This window comes from Paenibacillus tianjinensis, from assembly GCF_017086365.1.
GTDB lineage: Bacteria > Bacillota > Bacilli > Paenibacillales > Paenibacillaceae > Paenibacillus_AQ > Paenibacillus_AQ tianjinensis.
In genome coordinates, this window is record NZ_CP070969.1 from 3,887,025 (window position 1) to 3,907,387 (window position 20,363).

Genomic DNA, 20,363 nt, shown 5'->3' on the forward strand with positions numbered 1-20,363 from the left:
CTAATTCAAAATATCCCGTTTCGTAAAGACGGCGAATGAAATGATTATGGCTGCAATCCCCCAAACGCCCAAAACAGCCATGGAAAATGACAGCGTCATTCCCTCAATTGGCGCCGGCGTGCCGGCCAAATATCCCGTCAGCCCCAGATTAACCATAAACAAATACTTCGCTGTCGTCCAAGCCGCAGCCATATTGGTGAGTATGGTTCCGGCAATCAGCGCTGCCATCATTACGACAATACTCGCCGCCGTGCTGCGCACCAGAACCGATACCATAAAGGCCAAGACAGCAACCACTACACTGACGAACCAGATCAGTCCGCCCTGCATCAATAGATATTTCCACTGCGGCACCGAGTGAACGGTCGTCATGTCCACCGTATCTCCGCTGAGCTGAAAGCCGGTGAAGACCGGGATACTAAAGCCCTTATATCCGAAGGCGAGCCCTGAAATCAGGTAGCTGATCACAAACACCGAAAGCACAATCAGGGAAACAAACATGAGCAGCGCCACCAGCTTGCTGAACAGGACCTTCCAGCGCTTGACCGGCCGGGTAAGCAGCATTTTGATCGTGCCTGTGGTCCGTTCCCCGGACACAAGATCTGAGGCAACGGCCATAATCAGCAGCGGAATGAATAAAGAGACGGAATTATCCAGAAATTCACGGGTAAACGTCACTCCGCTCGGCTCATTCGGATTCACATCATGATCCAGATAAAACTGCAGCTGCTGGACAAAAATCCGCCGGTACGACTTCCACTCCTCTGGAATACGGTCACTGCCGAGCGAGTTCTGATTATCGGTGATCTGCTGCTGAACCTCCAGCCTCCAGTCCGAATTAAACTTGTCCCGGCTGCGTTCAGCTATCCGCATTTGCGCATATGTAAACATTGGCACGAGTACAAGCAGAATCAGCAGTATAACATAGAATCGTTTCTTTTTTATAATTTTCGTACACTCATTCCGGATGAGCGGAAGCAGATTAGTCAATAGATTCACCTTCCGTTAGCTTCAAGAATAGCTGTTCCAGTGTGGGGTTAATTTTATGCACTGCTCTGACTTCCACCTGAGCTGTAACCATGACAGCCACAATCTCCGGTATCAAGTCATCCTCCATGGCTGTGATCAAAGAGCCCTCGCCCATTCCGGCAATAATGGAGTCGTCCAGCGTAACCTCGTCCAGCCTAAGCAGCCGGATATCCGGGCGTTCTTCCAGAATGCCTCTCGCAGTTTCAAGCGGCTCCAAATCCCAGAGCACATAGGGGGAGTTACGGGCAACAAGTTCATTTACTCCGCCGACGGCCAGGACCCGCCCTTTGCTGATAATTGCAACGCGGTCGCACAACAGCTGAATCTCACTGAGCAAGTGGCTGGACACGAATACGGCAAGGCCGCCTTCAGCCAGCTCGCGGATAAATTCGCGCAGCTCCTTGATGCCTTTGGGGTCCAGCCCGTTCGTCGGTTCATCCAGAATGAGCAGCCGCGGGCGTCCCAACAGCGCCTGGGCAATGCCGAGCCGCTGCCGCATGCCCAGCGAATAGGTGCTTACCTTATCATGGATGCGCTGATCCAGCCGGACAATCTCCACCACCTCGGCAATCCGGTCCGTACCTACTCCAGGCTGCATCCGGGCAAAGTGCTGCAGATTTTCCCACCCGGTTAAATAGGTGTACACTTCCGGGTTCTCTACGATACAGCCAACGTATTGGAGTGCCTTTTCGGGATCACGGTTGACATTGTAGCCGCAGACGGTGATGGTTCCCTCAGTCGGGCGGATCAGATCCACGAGCATCCGGATGGTGGTCGTTTTCCCGGCGCCGTTCGGACCCAGGAAACCAAAGATTTCCCCCTGCTTCACGTCAAAGGTAACATCGTCGATGATCCATTTACGGCCTATTTTTTTGCGGACCCCGTCTACGGACAATACAACGTTTCCGGTGGCTCCGCCTGTCTCTTTTGTCATATCCAACAACTCCTTGCCTGCGTTCAGTTCTGATTTGAAAACCTCTAATCTTCTTATCGAACCGCTTGTATAATCCGTTCACTGATCCGCTGATACCCGTCGCCGTTCGGGTGAAAATGATCGCCTGAGAGATACTTGTCCAAATGGCGGTTGAATAAATCAAAGGTTGGAACAAGGGTCATATTGCTGTGCGTATTGATAATATCCATCGCGGCATTATTCCAGGCTGTTGCCGCCTGATTCCCGGGCACGAGCAGGTCCTTAATATCTCCGAAGGGGTTGTATAGACCCACATAAAAAATTTGCGCCTGCGGATTAATCTCGGAAATCGTCTGCAGGATCTCACCGAGCCGCTTCGCGGCATCCGGCAAGGCAGCCAGAAGCGACTCCGGCGTTAACTCGGCTTCATTCGGCTTAGGCGTGGAAGTAACAAGAGCGCTGTTCTTCCCGTCAATGATTCCTGTCGCATGGACTGAGCTTACAGTATCCTGCTTCTCAGCGGCTGCTGATGGAGACGGGCCTGGTGTTGCCGGTCCCTGGCCTTCAGTCGACTCTCCCAGAATATCGGAGCCGCGGAACAGATCATTACCGCCAATGGAAACCAGAATAATATTAGCCTGCCGCAGGGCGTAACGGACGCCCTCTTCCTTAAGTTTGGTTTGCAGTCCGGCCGTTGTCAGTCCGTTAATCCCCATATTGCCAAGGAGCTCGGCATATCCTCCGTCAGCCGACAAACCGTCCAGCGTACGCTTAACAAAACCGCTTCCGTCGTTGTCACCCGTTCCCTTAGCAAGCGAATCACCCAGCGCGAGAATCCTCATCGAATCTCCGGCTGCCGCAGTAGGAACTGCTGTCTGCTGAGGTAAAGCGGTTGACAGAGCTTCTCCCTGCGGGTTAAGAATATCGCCTACTGCAGAAACAAATCCCACAATCAATATTATTGTTGCTGCTATGGAAATCAGGCTCACACTTCGCCAGGTCCATTTGGAATCTTTCAAAGCAATCCCTCCGTACGTTCTATTCTCCATTATTCCACATTTTACAAACTTCTTAACTATGTAATTAAACATAATTCTTCTATACGCATTTTGCAAATACACGGGACACCTTCCTGCGAGGGCGGATTCCTCCTTCAGGAGAGCTTGCGGCCTTACGAATAAATGCTAATATGCAAAAAATAGGAGCAGCCTATGCACGCAGGAAAAAGTGCCCTTCTCTAACGCAGAATTATTGAAAAAGATTAGAGTGAGGAGTACCCTAAAGAAGAAGGAAAACAAAGCACAGCTGCTCTATATTTAACGGGAATTACAATCCGCAATAGCGCGTTTCACTTTCTTTTAATATATAGCCTGTATGCTGGAGGAAACCACGATCAGGAGGGGTGAAGGAGATGCCTAATATTTGGATGCATCTGGAGTATGGTAAGCAGCTTGCGGAGGAATTCAAGAGTGAGTTTCCTTTTCTGGAGGATGTGGAGACTCGTCCTGAGCTGTACCAGCTAGGCTGCCAAGGACCGGATTTTCTGCTGTATCACAGCTTTCTGCCCTGGAAAAAAGAGAACCGTGCGCTTCGGCTCGGCGATCTTATGCATACGGAGAACTGCGGTCCTGTGCTGCTCGAATTCTGGAAACGGGCCATATCCCTGCCCTCTGCCGACCTGAAGAATGTGCAGCAATATTTCCTGGGCTTCCTCACCCACCATCTGCTGGACCGTAATCTTCATCCTTATATCAATTGGAAAGCAGGCTACAAGCACCGTGACCATCAGCGTTTCGAGATCGTTCTTGATACGGTGTTCATGAAGCGGCTGAAAGGAATTGATACCTGGCGGCATGCGGTCTGGAAAAAAATCAATGTCGGCTCCCATCTGCCTCTCCCCATTCACACCATTCTTTACGAAACTGCAGCTGCCTGGTATCCTGACACGAAAAAACTGCCTGCTGAAATGTGGCATGAGGCCTATCTCGATATGCTCCTGGCGCATAAATGCCTATACGATCCGAGGGGCTGGAAGAAATCGCTCCTGCGGGGTAAAGCCCGCCGTCTTTTCTCACAGCAGCTGTCCCCTGCCGAGGAGAAGCTTGATTACTTGAATGAAAAACATGGTGAATGGCGGCATTCAGCACTCTACTCGGAGGTACGGACCGAAAGCGTCTGGGAGCTGTGGGAGGAAGCGCTGGCAGAAGGACGTACGGTACTGCGTGCTCTTGGCTCGTGGCTGAACAGTTCAGTACCGGCCGAGGCCTCCCGGGCACTGGAGAAATTCAAAGAGGTGCTGGGCGACCGCTCGTATGACACAGGTAAGGATTGCAGCAGCAAGCTTAAAAATCTGTACGCCGAACCGATCTGGGAGGCAGGAATTATCTCCTGATCTACTCTTCTGAATTCATTGAAGCCACCGTTTAACAACCCGCCCCACCAAAAAGGGACTGTTCCAGCCAGCCATCTCATGGCCAACTGAACAGTCCCTTTGTTATCTCAATTTAGGTTTCGTATTGCTTATTTGCCGATGAATTCCTGTACCCAGTAGTTATTGTCATAACCCACACCAATGTAATTGAAATTCGCGCTTAAAATGTTAGCACGGTGACCCTCACTGTTCATCCAGGCAGTCATTACCTCCTGAGGTGATTTCTGGCCCATGGCGATGTTCTCGCCTGCTGCCCGGTACGTAATACCGAATGTCGCCATCATATCAAAAGGTGAACCGTACGTAGGTGAAGTATGGGAGAAATAATTATTAGTACGCATATCTGTTGCCTTAGCAGCTGCCACCTTATTCAGACTGTCCAGCGCACTTACCGGAGACAATCCGGCCGCGGCACGTTCTTTGTTCACAAGGTCCACAATCTGCTTCACATACGTAGCTTGAGCGTTTACTGCTGCAGCCGGAGCTGTAGTTGCCGCAGGTTTCGCTGTCGGCGCCGGTGTTGCTGCTAGTTTCGCTGTTGCTGTCGGTGCTGGTGTCGCTGGTTTCGCCGTTGCTGGTGTAGCTACAGGTGCTGGTGTTGCCACTGGTTTTGCTGTTGCTGCAGGAGCCGTTGTCTTCTGAGGTACAACTACCGGTTTGAATTTAAATACCGTCACTGTCGTACCGTTAAAAGAAAATGCCTTATTGCTATATTGAGTGAAATTTTGCATGAGTTGGGCAAAGCTCATAGTTGATCCTTCAACTGCGTTGCTGGTTGCAGCATCCGCTTGTAATGGTAGAGAAATGCTTAGCGCCATAACAGCTGCTACACTACCACCTATCATTGCTCTTACAGTCTTGCTCTTCATTCTGCCATCTCCTTGTTCTGGTTGTTGGATTTGCTGTGATGCCAAGAGTGTTGGCGGCAAATATTACAAAGTTGTAATCTGTTCCTCAGTCATTGTAGCATAATTCCTTCTCATTGTGCGCCTCTAAGTTTTTCCATCAGTAGACTCCAGGAAGTCTTGTCCAGCTAAGAGAGCACGCCTATGCATCTGCACATGGTTAAGAAGACTGCCCGCCCTATTCAGGAACGGCAGTCTTCACGTCAATTTATGCTTCTTATTTATTTATCGGCACTGCAGCCTACTTCACTTAATGATAGGACTGCCAGAAGTCTCCTTCGGTAGAGATCAGCCCCATAATCTCAGCATATGGAATTCGGAAGGTTGGGAATCCTGCGGCGTAGGGTGCGATCTCATAAGGTGCAAAATATAGATACAGTGCAGCTTCATCCACATAAAAAGGCTGATCCGCCGTAATGCCTTTGTACGTATCCGGGAAAACGTAGGAATACTGCGGGTCGGTAGCGATCTGCTTGCCGACAATCTCGCTAAGCTTCTCCACATATTTGCTGCCCGGCTTGAATAAGTCGCTGAGCGTATAGAACCTGCCGCTGCGCAGATTGATATGCTCATAGATCCGGGTAGGCATGCCATGTGCAGCGCCAAACGGGAAGTTATAGCCGCTGAGCTCAAGCACGAGCAGATTTTTGCGGAAAAATTCTACGGCAAAATCACCCGTGTAGCTGAAATCCTGCGCCGGACCTCCGCTTCCCACCCCCTCGGCATGAGAAAGGCTGCGCAGCTTGTCATTAACAGCTTTGGATACCTCTGTGCTGGCAATCCCCTCTATTACCGGATAATAAACCAGATAGTCCCGGTTTGGTTTATATTTCTTCTCCAGCACGGAGTAAGGCGGTCTGAGCGGAATAACCCCATTTTGACGCCACACCTGCTTGCCCTTACGGTCGTAATAGGCTGTCCGCTGATCAATATCCGCGCGGATCAGGCTACCGCTCAAGGAGAGTGTGCCTGCTCCGGCAATGACGGGTGGCTGCGATGCTTTTTTGCCGCTTTTGTCAATAAAATAGGTGTCTTTAGCATCATAGACGGAGGCCAGCCCGTGCTGATAATTGTTCACCCCTAGCAGCGGATGATTGCTGAGAATTCTGCCAGTTCCGGCATCGGCAATGACATAGCGGGACCCGCGGTACGGCTGGTCTGCATAGACCGGAGTTCCCAGAGCGACCCGGTCTTCACCGAGCTGTTGCACTTCATAATAGGTGGCCGGAACAACCTGCTTGCCCTGCTTATCGATTAGACCGTTGGCGTTGCCGTAATCCTCCGCAGTATTGATGACCGCTCTTCCTTTAGAAAAGGGTAACGCAGCAGTAAATTGCGGTTTGATCGCGACACCGCCGTCCAGATTGAGATACCCGTATTTACCGTTCTCCGTCTCCTGATAAGCCAGCAGTCCATCCCCCGGATTGCCGACAAAAGGATGTTTATACGTATGCAGAACAGTACCCTCAGGGTTTATCAGCGCATATTCTCCCTCGCTGACTTTAACAAGTGCTGTACCGTTCATGAAATCGCCCGCATCCAGATACACCGGGGGCAGTACTTCTTTGCCCTGTGCATTCAGGTATCCGTACCTTGAATTCCCTGTTGTGCTCTGTTTAGAGAAAAGCGCCCGGCCTTCATGCAGTGAATTCAAATAGTCATACCGCGCAGAAGTTACCTCTTTACCTTTTTCATCAATGAAGGTGTAGCCCTTTGCATCCGAAACGACCGCCAGGCCTTCCGCATACGGAGCGATAAACGAATAGACTGGTTTTACCTTCTCGCGTCCGCTGCTGTCAATCAGACCACTGCTGTCCCTGCGCTGAACAATGGCCAGACCGTTATCCTGAAAATCCTCGGCATAATCATACCTCGGTTCAATCACCGTCCGCCCTTCGTTGTTGATATATCCCCACAGCGTCCCTTCTTTTAGCTTAAAAGGCGCCGGATGGAGCACTTCTGCCCGCAGTCCGCTTCCTTCCCCATCAGTCAGGAGGTAAAGTGTTTCCAGCGGTTTTATGGAGTAGTCTATACGGTACAATCCCTCTTCTGCGGGGATCGTGACGAACAGATCATCATCTGCACGGATGAAATCCTCTTCCTGCTGGGCAACAGCTTCGTTCCACCCGATCCCGTCCCACTTCCACACTTCCGCCTGCAGCGGGCCGCTATCCATTCCTTTTGCCAGCTCATTCAGCTTAATCCTCAGCATTCCAGTCGCTCCCTTACAAAGGCTTTTGCCTATAGAATATGAGATGGAGGGGGAAAGGGTGTTTATGTGCCTAAGGGGGTGTCTAAGATGGTGAAAGAACAAGATGAGGTATGGCCGTAACTGCGCGGATGTTTGGACTTTCGGCCGCTGTTGTCTTCGGATTTCTTTAATTTATACCGCTGGCAGCGGGTGAAATCCGAAGACAAAGGCGGACGCTATCGCTCCTCCAGTTCCAAAATCCGCTCCGTCACTTTCCCCTCATCGTTGATGAACGGCTTAAGGGCAACACAAAAACACCCATGTGAAGGGTGTTGGCCGGGTGGGTCAAGGGCAGCTGCGCTCTGCCCTTTCCAATTAGGTGCATCGCCGTAACTGCGCGGATGTTTGGGCTGCAGCGGGTGAAATCCGAAGACAGTGTTGCTTCCGAAGCGAGCTTTCCTGCGGAAAGCTTTCAGGCGGACGCTACCGCTCCTCCAGTTCCAAAAACCGCTCCGTCACTTTCCCCTTATCGTTGATAAATGGCTTAAGGACAGCACAAAAACACCCTATGTGAGGGTGTTAGCCGGGTGAGTCATGGGCTGCTGCGCTCTATCCTTTTTAAATAGCTGACTCCTATTTTTTATAGTGATACAAAAGGTAAATATTAATTAATGTCGAACTTCATTACTAAATACTCGATGAATATATAATTGGGGCTGGATAAATGAATACTAATAGAAACTGGACTGTTTTATTTATTGGGGGAGCATCAGGAATAGGTAAATCAAGTATTGCTTATGAAATTGCTCGATTTTATGGTGTGAATGTCTTGGAAGTAGATGATGTCCATCTATCAGTAAAAACAGTTACAACTAAGAATCACTTTCCGGCAATTCATTATTGGGTTTCTGGAGTAGACTGGAAGGACATTGGAATTGCCGGCAATGTAAATTGGTTGATTGATGTAAGCAAAGAAATATCCCCTGTCTTAAAAGAACTCGCAAATAGGCATATTGAAGATAAATTGCCTATTATTATTGAAGGCGATTTTATCCATCCCGAATTTACATTATCTTTCGATACCCCAGAGGTAAAATCAATATTTGTACATGAATCAGACAAAAGCCAAATATTACAGAATTATTTATCTAGGGAAGGTGGCGAATTACAACATTTCAGAGCTGAAGTAAGTATTTCATATGGGGATTGGATAGCTGATATCTGTAAACAGAAGGGGATAGAAATAATTGAATCAAGACCTTGGAATACTGCCTTAAGCAGAGCCGTAGAGTGTTTATTGTAATGTAAATCCCAAATTCTGCTTACAGCATCCACGATTTGAACCTGCTTCAATGAAAAAGGGAACAGCTACCGTAATAGTCTGATCCCTGATTATATTAATTCCCATTAGTTGGCCGCCATCATTCTAATGCCCACAACCTTAAGCTGCACTCCGTTTGTACGCGCGCACTGCAAACAGATAAGCGACGATCATTATCCCTAAGCACCAGGCTAAAGCCACCCATATATCATTGCCCACCGGCTGACCGGAGAGCAGCGCACGGATCGCTTCCACGATTGAGGTTACCGGCTGATTATCAGCAAACATGCGTACGGCCTTCGGCATCGAGTCGGTCGGTACAAAGGCCGAGCTGATGAACGGCAGGAAGATCAACGGATAGGAAAATGCGCTTGCTCCCTCCACCGTTTTTGCAGACAGCCCGGCAATGGCCGCGATCCAAGTCAGAGCCAGTGTAAACAGCACTAGTATACCTGCTACGGCTAGCCAGGACAGTACCCCGGCCGAAGAGCGAAAGCCCATAATGAGCGCTACGAGAATGATGACGGCAACAGAAATGACATTGGACACCACCGAGGTCAGCACATGCCCCCACAGCACGGTGGAACGCGCAATCGGCATGGAGTGGAACCGCTCCATAATGCCCCTTTGCTTATCCAAAAACAGGCGGTATGCCACGTAGGCCACCCCGCTGGCAATAGCCATAAGCAGTATGCCGGGCAACAGGTAGTTTACATAATTATCACTGCCACTCTCAATTGCACCGCCGAACACATAGACGAACAGCAGCATCATTGCAATCGGAGTGACGCAGACCGTAAAGATGGTATCCATACTGCGGAAAATATGGCGCATGGAACGTCCGAGCATGACTCTCAAGTCGCTGATAAAATATTTTTTTGCAGCTTCCATTAGATGGCCTCCTTTTTACCGATGATCGCAAGGAAAATTTCCTCAAGTGTCGGCTGTTTTTCAACATATTCTACCTTTGCGGCTGGAAACAGCTTTTTCAGCTCCGCGAGTGTGCCGCCGGCGATAATCCTGCCCTCGTGCAGAATGGCAATCCGGTCGGCGAGCTGCTCTGCTTCCTCTAAATACTGCGTGGTCAGGAATACCGTAGTGCCGCTGCCCGACAGCTCCTTTACAATCTTCCAAACCTCGATACGTGCTTCGGGGTCAAGCCCGGTGGTTGGCTCGTCGAGAAAAACGACCTGCGGTTTACCCACAAGACTCAAGGCGATGTCGAGCCTGCGGCGCATACCACCCGAGTAAGTCGACGGCTTACGGTCAGCGGCCTCAGTTAAGCCGAAACGGTTCAGCAAATCGTCCGCAACTTGACGCGGATGATCCAGATGCCGCAGCTTGGCAATCATGATCAGATTTTCCCGTCCGGTCAGAATCTCATCCACCGCCGCAAATTGCCCCGTCAGACTAATCGACTGCCGTACCAGATCCGGTTTTGAGGCAATATCGAATCCATTAACGGTAACGGTTCCGCTGTCCGGTTTAAGCAGCGTGCTCAGGATTCTGACAATCGTCGTCTTGCCTGCGCCGTTGGAGCCCAGCAGGGCGAAAATCTCACCCCGCTTCACATCAAAATCTACGCCCTTTAAGACTTCTGTGTTCTTGAAGGATTTTCGCAGACCTTTAACCTGAATTGCTTGTTCCATCCGATATTCCCCCTTTACTTTGTTTTATCCGTTGTCTTTTTGATAGCCTTGTTCACTTCTTGGTTAGCGGATTCTTGATATATATCAGCGTAAGTCTTGGAGTCTTTAATCAGATCATCACAGAAAGCGGCCACGTCACTTCCGGTTACTTCAAGCACCCCTTTGCCCAAGGCCGCGCCTTCTTCAAACAGATCAATAATCCCCGATAGCAAACCCGTTCCCTCGGTTAGTTCTACAGGACCGACTTTAAACAGGTATTTTTGCATCTCTTTATAGACAATCTGATAATCCTGCGGGAGCGCTTTGACACGCGCCACGTGTGCCCGCCACTCTTTTTTGCCTTCAATGATATCTCTTATTCTCATTTTATCCTCTCCTATTTACCTAATTTTTTGGCGACATTATGGTTGAGCTGCTCGCGCCACTTATCACGATAGGACTTTGCCCCTTCTTCGCCGGCGAGCGCGGAGCAGAAGCCTTTGATGTCGTCACCCAAAGCCTCATGGACGCTCTGGCCGTCCGCCGCCGTTTCTTCCAGCAGGCCAAGCACACCGTCAAGAATAGGCATGAGATTACGGCCGGTGAAATCCGAGTGCGTCCAAAGGTTGGCTTTGATTTTTTCCCATGCGGCCTGATAATCTGCCGGCAGCTTTTTGGCTCGCGTTTCAAAAGCTTTAAATTCTTTAGTCATGTCACTTCCGGTGATTTTTTCCCAAAAATTCATAATCTGTTCTCCTTTAACTCGCTAATTTTTGAAGATACGAACTCCCACTTTTCCCAGAATCTTTGCAGCTCAGCGCGTCCCGCGTCGTTGATCGCGAAAAACTTTCGCGGCGGTCCGATGTCGGACGGCTTTTTGGTGATCTCCACCAGTTTGTTTTTTTCAAGCCGGATCAGAATGGTATACACTGTTCCTTCTACAACGTCTGTGAAGCCGAGGGCATTCAGCTGCCGTGTAATTTCGTAGCCGTAGGTTTCTTTGCGGCTTATAATTTCAAGAACACTACCCTCAAGCACGCCTTTGAGCATTTCCGTTATGTTTTCCAAAACAATCACCCTTCGCTATTCTGTATGACTGGTATGCTGTATTACTTACTACCACTACACAGTAACACGCAGTAGCTGGTTAGTCAATAGTATTTGCCGGATACGGATGGAATTTTTTTCTTCCTGTTTACCCGTTTAGCTTCTACGCAAACAAGGAGCAACTCTGCCGTGGCAAGCTGCTCCTTGTTTGTTAGATATCGCGCTATCCATATTTTTTGTTTAGACCAGTTGCTGCGCAAGCTCCCAGACATGACCCGCCGGATCCGCGAAGGCAGCTGTTCGTACTCCCCACGGGCGGTTCAATGGGCCATTCAGCAGCACCACTCCGCTTTTCATAAGCTCGTTAATTTCAGCGTCTATATCTTCTACCCGGATTGTAAACTGAAACCGTGATCCGTCCTGCGGGCTGGCGACTTTACCTGGCTGGATCAGGCCATCCGCTTCTGAAATAGCAAGTAGATTAATGCTCATATTTCCGAAGCTGAATACCGCTGACACCTCATCCTCGTAAACGGTAGACAATTTAAATACATCCTGGTAAAAAGCTTTCGTCTTAAGCAAATCCTCTACAAATAACGTAATTACATCCACATTCATCGTTCCTAAATGCTTCATACGCAGCCACCTTTCTGCTTATGGAAGAATTATAGCCGTTATCTATTCTAATATAACCGAGATTGCAATGACCTATTGTTTCCGATCCGCTTCAGGTAGGAATCGTAATCCGGAAGGTTGTACCCTTGCCTTTCTCGCTTTCCACCTCTATATTCCCTTTTACCTTATTGACAGCACTGTAAGCCATAAGCATGCCCAGGCCCGTTCCTTCTTCCTTGGTCGAATAATACGGCTTGCCAAGGCGCGAGATTTCTTCCTTGGTCATACCAATTCCCGTGTCGCGGATCGTGATCACGATGTCCTGCTTCTTTTCCGAGAAATGAATCGAGAGGATCCCTCCGCCTTTATCTTTCATGGCCTCAATCCCGTTTTTGTAAAGATTAATCAGGCCTTGCTGAATTTGATTCTTGTCGTAGCTTATATTCAGCGTATTGCTGAAACTGAAATGGACCTCTACTTTGTGGGTAGTTGCGAAGGGCTTGATGATGTTCATGGTATACTCCGCTTCTTCTTTCATATTGGAGAAGACCATGTTGTCAGACTGCGGCTTGGCAAAAGAAAGATAATCACTGATGATCTTCTCCGCACGGTTTAGTTCCAGCAGTGAAAACTCCACATACCTTTTTTCCTCAGGCGTGATGGTCTTGGATTTGTTTAACAGCTGCAGAAAGCCGCTGGTCACCGTAAGCGGATTCCTCATTTCATGGGACACACTTGCCGCCAGCTCACTAACAACGTTCAGACGCTCTGATTGCAGTACCCGGTCACGGTTCTTAATATTGGTGATGATCTGCTCTATTAGAATCATAATAATACTCATCACAACCGCATGTGTCGTTAAGGCATACACGGTAAGCGTCCAGAATTGATCATCCAGTGTACCTTTCATCACCCCGAGGACAATCAGATAAACCCCCATCGTTAACATCGCCAGGATGGTTGCCCACGAGATCCGGCGCCTCGCGCTTAGCTTGATGAACCATTTACTCAAAGATGGCACCAGCAGCAGCATAGCCGTTGAGAATAGGAAGGATGGAAGCGTACCGGGCCCTCCAACATAGAAGCGGGTTAAATTTAATATTACATACAACAGAAGGACGTTCTTATATCCGCCAAAAAGTGCCACAAGAATGAACGGAATATACCGGAGATCGTAAATGTACCCCATTTCCAGCTTGATGGGCTTAACCATGCACAGAACCATCGTAACGGCAGACATGAGTACAAGAAGTTTTTGATTATAGCGGTTTGCTCTATTTTCAAAGAAAATCACAACAATTAAGACCGGAAATAATAAAAACAGAAAATTTAAAAGTAATGTTTCAAACAAAAGTTAACTTCCTCTCAGCTTGTGCTACTATGGATGTTCCTAATTCTAAGGGAGCATAAACAACCCCATTATTACAACCAAACGTTTATATTTTCCTGCTATGTTTTATAATTATATAAAATTTCCTGCAATTACACATCATTTTTTACAAGTAATATTCGTATTGGAGTATAAAAAAAGCTCCATTTCCACATGCTCGTGAAAACGGAGTCATTTTATACAGCCCCTGTTTGTTATCCAATGCTTAACTCTGCAAGCAGATTATTCAGCCGGTCGAAATTCTGTTCATTAGCCTCAAGCAAAAACGTCCTGGCTTGCTCCACTACATCCGGCTTCTTATAAGGTACATGCATTGAATTAGAAGCTATTCCAGCTGAGAATCGCCGTTATTGTCCCATTCTACTGTGACACCATTGTCCTCTAAATGCCGGATAACCTGCTCCGCCTGTTCACCCAGCGGATTATTCGACAACGAGACTTCCTGCAGATTTGGTATCGTTTCGAGCACTTCAATATCGCGGATAAAGTTATCTTCCAGAAAAAGATGCTCCAAGGTCGGATGATTCTTTAGCGGCGTCAGATCTTGAATGTTATTATCGCCCAAAAATAGCCAGTCTAACTTCAAATTCCGGATAGGACTTAGATCTTCTACCAGATTCCTGTTGGCCAGAAGTGAGGACAGCTTATTCAGATTTTTTAGCGGGGCCAGACTTTTAATCTGGTTACCGTCCATGGTCAGAGTTCGCAGCGAGCTTAATTTTGCAACTGGTGAAAGGTCCGTAAGCTGATTCCCGTCTAACGCCAGAAACGTTAACTCTTTCAGGTTGCCCAACGGTCTAATCGACCTTATATTTTGATTTGGCAGGATCAGACTCTGCATGTTCACGGCGTATTCGAGACCTTGTACAGTTCTAACTTTAGGCCTGGAACCGTTGATATATAATGATTCCAGCTTCTGCAGATTAGCTGCCTTCAGCTCAGTATCCGCCCGCAGCTTCAATTCCGTCCGGATGGCTTTCGCCAATACCGGGTCCGTGATCACGGAAGCGGCCCAAACCGCCGTGGCCGGAAGTAATAAAACAACTAACGAGAACGAGATAAAACGTTTGATTAGCCTGGTAGACATAAGATCCTCCTTTTAGACGAGTACTGTCGTCCTTCAACACTTCCACTTCACGCTGTGTGATCCCGACAAGCTGGATAAAATCCACCCTTCCATGGATCGTATCGATCCCGGCAGGTCATTTCATATCCCCAGCCGCTCCATTCTCCGGCAAATGCTTCTTCATTAACGTACATCCCATAAATAAAAAAGGCCATCCAGAGATGACCTCTTCATTATCAAATGATGCGGCAGTCCAGAACAAATTGAAATTATGTCCGTCCTCTTAGCCCTGGTAATCTCTTTTGGATTCCAGCTCGGCAAGATTATCTTTGTCTTCTGCGTTATCCCTTGTCACTTTCTGAACGCCAATCGCGCTATACGAAATTAACAGAATAACAGCTATGTAATATCCTTTTACATTTAATTCAAATGGAGCGTTATAAAGACCAATGAAGAACATCGCATACCCGATTACTAAACCTGCAATAGCCATACCTGTAAAAGCTGATGTATTCCTCATCCGGTGTTTAGGGTTTTCCAGGCGGATTTCTCGATCTTCCGTATTGTCCCGGACAACCTTCTGCATCACGATGCAGCTAATCGTAATTAAGACCATGCACAGCAGATAATACCCCTTCACATTCAGTTCCCAAGTGTCGTTATATACCCCCAGACAGAATAAGAACAGACCTGCAGCCAGAGCAAAATATGATGCCAATGTGAAAGCAGTGGTATTACGCTTGCGATAATGTTGATTCAAAAATGTTCCTCCCCCAGTGCAAAGTTGAATGGCATTTTTCCTTCTCCACTATAACGTGAAATCCAGGTAAAATTCTACCATAATTTACTTTAATCACGCTTATCTGCGCTGTATCCGTTTTACAGATTGATAATGGCGGCGTGTTATCCATTGGTTATGCGTATCCGAATCTCAATATGTCAGAGGGATATAATGCTTCTAGTCCCCATACTGTGCCTTCAAAAGCCTCGCCCTGCTTGCCCTTCTCTCAGATCACGAGTTCTGGAGTGTGAAAACGAGCCCCTTCCCAAGCTTGAACAGCGGCAGGCCATCGCCGAGTGAAACATGCTTATCTCCGCCGAGCAAGCTGACATGTTCTGTGACTGGAGCCCCGGGACGGATTCCATCGTTTCCTACGGCTCCGGAAGGTATCACCGGGAGTCGGACCGTGAAGTGCCGATTATTTACGGCGACTACTTTTTTCTGGAAGTAATCCTGCGGCTGTTAGACCGGGACAATTTGATTTGGTAGCTTATTCAATATACCGCATGGCAAGCTCTGTATGATATCTCGACAGATTTCTTGAAAATTGCTGATCCGGAAATCCGCGGTGCAGCAGCTTCAGCCCGGCCGAGATTAAGGCGATGTGATGATGGAACCGGTAAAACCGCATTCTATCAGGATCAAGGGAATCGTTCTTCAAATAGCGGTAATACTCGCCTAATCTGAATTCCAGAAAGCTGTGTTTATCCAGCAGCTTCTCTATATTAGTGTTAATGAGGTCGATATACTGCACTGCATAAGCTAACTGCTGCTTCGCATTATCCTGCAGCACCAGATGACATTGGCCTGGTTTACGTACATTGCGATGCTGCTCAGGTGCCCCGAAGGTATTCCTCTTGATGTTATGCATTGCAGTAACCAGAGTCCCTACCTGCTGCAAAACATGCTCCTTAACCTCCGGATCAGGATGGCTGAAATAGGCTTCAGCTTTTTGTCCGTCTATATACTCAACCAGTGCGTAATCAAACGTATAGTCCATTCTTTCATTATTCAAGTCGTAAAGTGCCGGCGTGCGGATAGAATGTTCCTTCAAAAACCTGTTACTGGATGCAAACAGGCCGCTGCCGTAAGAACCTGCATTGATCGTATTTTGTTCGATTTCCTGCTGAAAAAAATTCATGGGCAGATCCCACACATAAAGCACACAGCTGAAGCCGTTCGTGCAGTTTACCTTATAGACTACCTTTTGGGCACCGCCATGCATTCTGGACACACCTGAAACTACGCAGGAGCTTCCAAAAACCTGGCCGATATATTCCTGCAGCGCAAGGGGGGCAAGATGGCAGCTAACGTCAACATTCATTAAACAACACTTCTGATCATGTATTGCCGGCTACTGCTACCTCACTGTATAATAATCCCTGGAAAAAATATAGACTGTTTCTTTCCGTTCTTGCTATGATGTTGAATAAGGTCTTTATAAAAATAGCCATACGCAGCAGCCCTTCGATTGAAGTCGAGCGGCTGCTTTTTTTGTTGCTGCTTGGCGGCAGGAAACGGCTCAGAGAACATAGTCGTCCCCCCTTGCCCACGCATATCCTTATCTGACCTTTTGCATGCTCTTCGCGTGTCCTTCGTGTGTCCTTCGCGTGCTCTCCGCATCTCCTATCCGTCTAACGGACTCAGATGACCTTATCCGCCGCAAAATCCCAAGTATCACATTCTAACGGACTCCAGCGCCGTTATTTTACCAATTCAGCCTGGTAATAGCCTGTCAGGGGTGAAATAAGGTCCTCTCGGTCCGTTAGCTTCCCCAAGAGTGCCGTTTAGCGAAAATAACGGCTGTGGAGTCCGTTAGCCGTCGAAAGGAGCGGCCGACGGGTAACCTCTACAAAGTTTTTGGGTTGTACTGTGTCGCGGATTGCACTAATGCCGGGAATTGCGGGCTTGCTTGAGTTTGCACGAATGATGAGGTTGGGCGGACAGTCGAGGTTACACTACTATTGCAGTTGGTGAGTTCAGCCGAGGTTACACTACTATCGCAGCTGGTGGACTGAGCTAGTGTTACACTACTATTGCAATTGGAGGTGTAAGCTGAGGATCTCACTAACATTGCAGTTGACACTGCTGAGCCGGGCTTTGAACAGTAGCTGGTTGGGCTTTTTGATTTTTGTTTTTTCTTGGCGTTTCATTTCGGAGCGCAGCAATCGAAATAACAAAAGAAGCGTTTGCTGTATTAGCAAACGCTTCTTGCTGCTTTACCCTACCTTAGCGAGGTGATGGGAGTAACGGAGGGAAAGTTTGGAGCTGGAGGAGCGGTAGTGTCCGCCTTTGTTCTCGAATTCCCACCGCCTAGGCGGTATAGAATCAAGGAATTCGAGAACAACAGCTTCCGGAAGCCCAAACCTTTCCCGCAGTTACGACCGGTCACCGAGCCGCACCCTATTTCTTCGAAGAATATTTCCGCATATCAAACGATACAGCCGCGATGATGATGAGGCCTTTGATGATCAATTGATAGTAAGGGCTGATACCGATAAAGGTCAAACCGTAGTTAATGAGGGTGAAGATGATTACACCGACGAGAACGCCCGGAACCGTACCGATACCGCCTGTAGTGGATACGCCGCCGACTACGCAAGCCGCGATGGCGTCAAGCTCGTACATGTTACCATAGTTGTTGGTAGCGCCGCCTGTTCTAGCTGCTTCAAGCACACCAGCCAGACCGTAAAGGGCACCAGCGATAGCGTAGATGTAGATCAGGTTTTTGGAAACGTTGATACCGGAAACCTTGGCAGCCTGCATGTTACCGCCGATGGCGTACATGTTTTTGCCGAGCTTGGTTTTATTGAACAGTACCCAGACAATTGCCGCGACGACTATCGCTATAATGACAATGTACGGTATGGAATATTGGCCGCTGCCGATAAAGCCGGAGCCGATTTTGGTGAAGTCCTCACGAAGTCCGCCGATAGGCTGCGATTGGTTTGGATCCATATCGAAGTATAGGGAGTTCACACCGTATACGATGAGCATTGTGCCCAGAGTGGCAATGAACGGAGGTACGTTAAGCTTGGAGACAATGATACCGTTGACTAATCCGCAGAGGAGACCGGCCACGATTGCGATAGCAATTGGAAGCAGGACATGCACTTGCGGAAGATCCGGGAAGAAACGGCGGGAATAATCCGGAATTTGCAGCATCGATGCAGAGATAACTGCGGTGAAGCCGACCACGCGGCCTGCCGACAAGTCTGTACCTGCTGTAATGAGGATGAAAGCAACCCCCAGGGCAATAATGACGCGTGTTGAAGATTGAATCAGAACGTCACGCAAAGTGTTAATCGACATAAAGCTTGGTTCGTATACGATAATCCCCATTATGAGAATTACAAGTACAATGTAGATAGCGTTTTGGGTCACAAAGGATTGAGCTTTTTTAACGTTCATGAGTAGTGTTCCTCCTTAAGTGTTACGCGAAGTTTATCGTCTCTTTCGTGAGTTGAACCAGCTTTGCGGAATGCAAAACTGTCTTCGCCGGTCTTTGTGTTACTCCTATCCTAATGCTGTGCGGCGAGACGCATAACTTCGGTTTCCGTAGCCTGGTCGCCTTCTAATATTCCTGTAAGCCGTCCTTCGGACATAACCATTACCCGGTCAGACATGCCCAGCAGTTCCGGCATTTCGGAAGAGATCATGATGATACTCTTGCCCTGCTTCGCCAAGTCGGCAATGATTGAATAAATCTCAAACTTTGCGCCGACATCAATCCCGCGGGTAGGTTCATCTAGCAGGAGAATTTCAGGCTCAGTCAGCAGCCATCTGGCGAGCAGCACCTTCTGCTGGTTACCGCCGGAGAGATTCATGATCTGGACCTTAGTCGTTGGTGTCTTTGTACGGAGCTTTTCGATCATTTTATCGACTTCTGTTTTCTTCTTCTTGCCGTCAAGCAGGAAATAAGGCTTCTGATAACGGTCCAGATTGGCAATTGCACCATTCTCATGAACAGATAATACCGGGAAGATACCCGTTACACGGCGTTCTTCGGTCAGAAGAGCCAGCCCGTGCTTTTTGGCGTCCTGCGGTGAATTGATATTTACTTTCTTGCCGTCAATGGAGATGCTGCCCGACTTAATTGCCCGCAGACCGAATAATGCTTCAATAACTTCAGTCCGCTGTGCACCTACGAGACCGCCGATCCCGAGAATTTCACCCCGACGGAGATTAAAGGACACATCCTTAAAGGATCTTGGCTCCGGAGAAGTCAGTCCTTCTACCTTCAGATACACCTCGCCAGGAACATTGGTGCGCTCCGGGAAACGGTTCGTCAGATCGCGTCCGACCATTCTGGAGATAATCAGGTCCGTCGTCAGTTCAGCAGACGGCCAGGTACCGATTTTTTTACCGTCACGCATGATTGTTACTTCATCAGAGATTTCGAGAATTTCTTCCATCTTATGGGATATATAGATAATAGCTACGCCTCTTTTTTGCAGATCCCGGATAATCCGGAATAAATGCTCTACTTCCACGCTTGTCAGGGAAGAGGTCGGCTCATCCATTACAATTACGCGGGAATGAAAAGAAACTGCCTTCGCGATTTCAATGGATTGGATTTTTGACACGGACAGCTTGCCTACCAAGGTTTCAGGATTCAGATCGATATCCAGATCCTTGAACAGACTTTCCGTATCCGCATACATTTTTTTGTGGTCAATAAATTGAATCGGCCCGATTCCTCTGGTCGGAAAACGTCCTAGCCAGATATTCTCCATCACGCTCCGGAAAGGTACCGGATGCAGCTCCTGATGGATCATCGATATTCCATGCCCGAGGGCATCATTGGAATTGGTAATGGTGGCCTTCTCGCCATCCAGAAAAATCTCACCGGCATCCGGTGAATAAATTCCAAAGAGACATTTCATTAAAGTCGATTTCCCTGCCCCGTTTTCGCCCATCAGTGCATGAACCGAACCCGGTCTAACCTTGAGGCTTACTCCGTCCAGCGCCTTAACGCCGGGGAATTCTTTAGTAATATTGTTCATTTCCAGCAAAAACTCAGCATTAGCCATGTTGATACGCCCC

General features: G+C 48.3%; 21 protein-coding genes and 1 pseudogene. 3 read left to right on the forward strand and 19 right to left on the reverse strand.

Annotation, left to right across the window (positions count from 1 at the left end):
• Genes JRJ22_RS17685 through JRJ22_RS17695 form a run of 3 tightly spaced genes read right to left on the reverse strand, consistent with a single transcriptional unit; the run spans position 1 to position 2,961 of the window.
• The gene (locus tag JRJ22_RS17685) at positions 1–990 is read right to left on the reverse strand and encodes an ABC transporter permease (RefSeq protein WP_054941281.1); all 990 of its coding nucleotides are present in this window, start codon (positions 988–990) and stop codon (positions 1–3) included.
• Positions 983–1,963 (reverse strand): ABC transporter ATP-binding protein, encoded by a 981-nt coding sequence (locus JRJ22_RS17690; protein WP_206100766.1) that lies wholly within the window; start codon positions 1,961–1,963, stop codon positions 983–985. Before JRJ22_RS17690 ends, JRJ22_RS17685 begins: the two co-directional genes overlap by 8 nt.
• 53 nt (positions 1,964–2,016) lie before the next feature.
• Entirely contained in the window at positions 2,017–2,961 is a 945-nt protein-coding gene (locus tag JRJ22_RS17695; protein ID WP_232380878.1) for a GDSL-type esterase/lipase family protein, read from the reverse strand.
• Positions 2,962–3,353: 392 nt separating this feature from the next.
• Here JRJ22_RS17695 and JRJ22_RS17700 point away from each other — a divergent pair, with 392 nt between their 5' ends.
• Positions 3,354–4,334, forward strand: a complete 981-nt coding sequence (locus JRJ22_RS17700) for a zinc dependent phospholipase C family protein (protein ID WP_206100768.1) — start codon at positions 3,354–3,356, stop codon at positions 4,332–4,334.
• Positions 4,335–4,462: 128 nt separating this feature from the next.
• Here the strand turns inward: JRJ22_RS17700 and JRJ22_RS17705 are convergent, their stop codons facing one another.
• Positions 4,463–5,242 (reverse strand): CAP domain-containing protein, encoded by a 780-nt coding sequence (locus JRJ22_RS17705; RefSeq protein WP_232380879.1) that lies wholly within the window; start codon positions 5,240–5,242, stop codon positions 4,463–4,465.
• A gap of 286 nt (positions 5,243–5,528) precedes the next feature.
• Positions 5,529–7,490, reverse strand: a complete 1,962-nt coding sequence (locus JRJ22_RS17710; protein WP_206100769.1) for a WG repeat-containing protein — start codon at positions 7,488–7,490, stop codon at positions 5,529–5,531.
• Positions 7,491–8,193: 703 nt separating this feature from the next.
• Between JRJ22_RS17710 and JRJ22_RS17715 the strand changes: the two genes are divergently transcribed.
• Positions 8,194–8,772, forward strand: coding sequence for a hypothetical protein (locus JRJ22_RS17715; protein ID WP_206100770.1), 579 nt, complete (start codon positions 8,194–8,196; stop codon positions 8,770–8,772).
• Between the two features lie 138 nt (positions 8,773–8,910).
• Here JRJ22_RS17715 and JRJ22_RS17720 read toward each other — a convergent pair whose 3' ends face one another.
• The 10 genes and pseudogenes from JRJ22_RS17720 to JRJ22_RS29575 form a co-directional block, all read right to left on the reverse strand.
• A complete protein-coding gene (locus tag JRJ22_RS17720; protein ID WP_206100771.1) occupies positions 8,911–9,681 on the reverse strand; it encodes an ABC transporter permease in 771 nt (256 codons plus the stop codon).
• A complete protein-coding gene (locus JRJ22_RS17725; RefSeq protein WP_206100772.1) occupies positions 9,681–10,439 on the reverse strand; it encodes an ABC transporter ATP-binding protein in 759 nt (252 codons plus the stop codon). Before JRJ22_RS17725 ends, JRJ22_RS17720 begins: the two co-directional genes overlap by 1 nt.
• 14 nt (positions 10,440–10,453) lie before the next feature.
• The gene (locus JRJ22_RS17730) at positions 10,454–10,804 is read right to left on the reverse strand and encodes a DUF1048 domain-containing protein (RefSeq protein ID WP_206100773.1); all 351 of its coding nucleotides are present in this window, start codon (positions 10,802–10,804) and stop codon (positions 10,454–10,456) included.
• An 11-nt stretch (positions 10,805–10,815) separates the two neighbouring features.
• The gene (locus JRJ22_RS17735) at positions 10,816–11,163 is read right to left on the reverse strand and encodes a DUF1048 domain-containing protein (RefSeq protein ID WP_206100774.1); all 348 of its coding nucleotides are present in this window, start codon (positions 11,161–11,163) and stop codon (positions 10,816–10,818) included.
• A complete protein-coding gene (locus JRJ22_RS17740) occupies positions 11,160–11,468 on the reverse strand; it encodes a PadR family transcriptional regulator (protein WP_269751886.1) in 309 nt (102 codons plus the stop codon). Before JRJ22_RS17740 ends, JRJ22_RS17735 begins: the two co-directional genes overlap by 4 nt.
• Positions 11,469–11,705: 237 nt before the next feature.
• A complete protein-coding gene (locus JRJ22_RS17745) occupies positions 11,706–12,101 on the reverse strand; it encodes a VOC family protein (RefSeq protein ID WP_206100776.1) in 396 nt (131 codons plus the stop codon).
• Between the two features lie 91 nt (positions 12,102–12,192).
• Positions 12,193–13,374, reverse strand: a complete 1,182-nt coding sequence (locus JRJ22_RS17750) for an ATP-binding protein (protein ID WP_332461402.1) — start codon at positions 13,372–13,374, stop codon at positions 12,193–12,195.
• Between the two features lie 421 nt (positions 13,375–13,795).
• Entirely contained in the window at positions 13,796–14,557 is a 762-nt protein-coding gene (locus JRJ22_RS17755) for a leucine-rich repeat domain-containing protein (protein WP_206100778.1), read from the reverse strand.
• 262 nt (positions 14,558–14,819) lie between these two features.
• A complete protein-coding gene (locus JRJ22_RS29570; RefSeq protein WP_408637904.1) occupies positions 14,820–15,122 on the reverse strand; it encodes a YiaA/YiaB family inner membrane protein in 303 nt (100 codons plus the stop codon).
• Positions 15,114–15,296, reverse strand: a pseudogene (locus JRJ22_RS29575) (YiaA/YiaB family inner membrane protein); the annotation flags it as partial. The pseudogene JRJ22_RS29575 and the gene JRJ22_RS29570, both read right to left, overlap by 9 nt.
• Before the next feature lie 324 nt (positions 15,297–15,620).
• On the opposite strand from JRJ22_RS29575, the gene JRJ22_RS17765 reads away from it, so the two are divergent.
• Positions 15,621–15,806, forward strand: coding sequence for a hypothetical protein (locus tag JRJ22_RS17765; RefSeq protein WP_206100780.1), 186 nt, complete (start codon positions 15,621–15,623; stop codon positions 15,804–15,806).
• A gap of 1 nt (position 15,807) precedes the next feature.
• On the opposite strand, the gene JRJ22_RS17770 is transcribed toward JRJ22_RS17765, so the two are convergent.
• From JRJ22_RS17770 to JRJ22_RS17785, 4 genes are all read right to left on the reverse strand, one after another.
• Positions 15,808–16,641: a phosphotransferase gene (locus JRJ22_RS17770; RefSeq protein WP_232380881.1), complete on the reverse strand. Its 834-nt coding sequence runs from the start codon at positions 16,639–16,641 to the stop codon at positions 15,808–15,810.
• 41 nt (positions 16,642–16,682) lie between these two features.
• Entirely contained in the window at positions 16,683–16,850 is a 168-nt protein-coding gene (locus JRJ22_RS17775) for a hypothetical protein (RefSeq protein ID WP_206100781.1), read from the reverse strand.
• Between the two features lie 870 nt (positions 16,851–17,720).
• Positions 17,721–18,728 (reverse strand): galactose/methyl galactoside ABC transporter permease MglC, encoded by a 1,008-nt coding sequence (gene mglC, locus JRJ22_RS17780; protein ID WP_206100782.1) that lies wholly within the window; start codon positions 18,726–18,728, stop codon positions 17,721–17,723.
• A gap of 110 nt (positions 18,729–18,838) precedes the next feature.
• Positions 18,839–20,350, reverse strand: coding sequence for a sugar ABC transporter ATP-binding protein (locus tag JRJ22_RS17785; RefSeq protein WP_206100783.1), 1,512 nt, complete (start codon positions 20,348–20,350; stop codon positions 18,839–18,841).
• Positions 20,351–20,363: the final 13 nt, after the last annotated feature.

Bases quoted from the DNA above. Each gene is read 5' to 3' on its own strand.
- JRJ22_RS17735 (WP_206100774.1), bottom strand. From the start codon at position 11,163: ATGAATTTTTGGGAAAAAATCACCGGAAGTGACATGACTAAAGAATTT.
- JRJ22_RS17775 (WP_206100781.1), bottom strand. From the start codon at position 16,850: ATGTTCTCTGAGCCGTTTCCTGCCGCCAAGCAGCAACAAAAAAAGCAG.
- JRJ22_RS17765 (WP_206100780.1), top strand. From the start codon at position 15,621: ATGCTTATCTCCGCCGAGCAAGCTGACATGTTCTGTGACTGGAGCCCC.
- JRJ22_RS17725 (WP_206100772.1), bottom strand. From the start codon at position 10,439: ATGGAACAAGCAATTCAGGTTAAAGGTCTGCGAAAATCCTTCAAGAAC.
- JRJ22_RS17720 (WP_206100771.1), bottom strand. From the start codon at position 9,681: ATGGAAGCTGCAAAAAAATATTTTATCAGCGACTTGAGAGTCATGCTC.
- JRJ22_RS17700 (WP_206100768.1), top strand. From the start codon at position 3,354: ATGCCTAATATTTGGATGCATCTGGAGTATGGTAAGCAGCTTGCGGAG.
- JRJ22_RS17740 (WP_269751886.1), bottom strand. From the start codon at position 11,468: ATGCTCAAAGGCGTGCTTGAGGGTAGTGTTCTTGAAATTATAAGCCGC.
- JRJ22_RS17690 (WP_206100766.1), bottom strand. From the start codon at position 1,963: ATGACAAAAGAGACAGGCGGAGCCACCGGAAACGTTGTATTGTCCGTA.
- JRJ22_RS29570 (WP_408637904.1), bottom strand. From the start codon at position 15,122: ATGCAGAAGGTTGTCCGGGACAATACGGAAGATCGAGAAATCCGCCTG.
- mglC (WP_206100782.1), bottom strand. From the start codon at position 18,728: ATGAACGTTAAAAAAGCTCAATCCTTTGTGACCCAAAACGCTATCTAC.
- JRJ22_RS17715 (WP_206100770.1), top strand. From the start codon at position 8,194: ATGAATACTAATAGAAACTGGACTGTTTTATTTATTGGGGGAGCATCA.
- JRJ22_RS17710 (WP_206100769.1), bottom strand. From the start codon at position 7,490: ATGCTGAGGATTAAGCTGAATGAGCTGGCAAAAGGAATGGATAGCGGC.
- JRJ22_RS17730 (WP_206100773.1), bottom strand. From the start codon at position 10,804: ATGAGAATAAGAGATATCATTGAAGGCAAAAAAGAGTGGCGGGCACAC.
- JRJ22_RS17755 (WP_206100778.1), bottom strand. From the start codon at position 14,557: ATGTCTACCAGGCTAATCAAACGTTTTATCTCGTTCTCGTTAGTTGTT.
- JRJ22_RS17705 (WP_232380879.1), bottom strand. From the start codon at position 5,242: ATGAAGAGCAAGACTGTAAGAGCAATGATAGGTGGTAGTGTAGCAGCT.
- JRJ22_RS17785 (WP_206100783.1), bottom strand. From the start codon at position 20,350: ATGGCTAATGCTGAGTTTTTGCTGGAAATGAACAATATTACTAAAGAA.
- JRJ22_RS17770 (WP_232380881.1), bottom strand. From the start codon at position 16,641: ATGAATGTTGACGTTAGCTGCCATCTTGCCCCCCTTGCGCTGCAGGAA.
- JRJ22_RS17745 (WP_206100776.1), bottom strand. From the start codon at position 12,101: ATGAAGCATTTAGGAACGATGAATGTGGATGTAATTACGTTATTTGTA.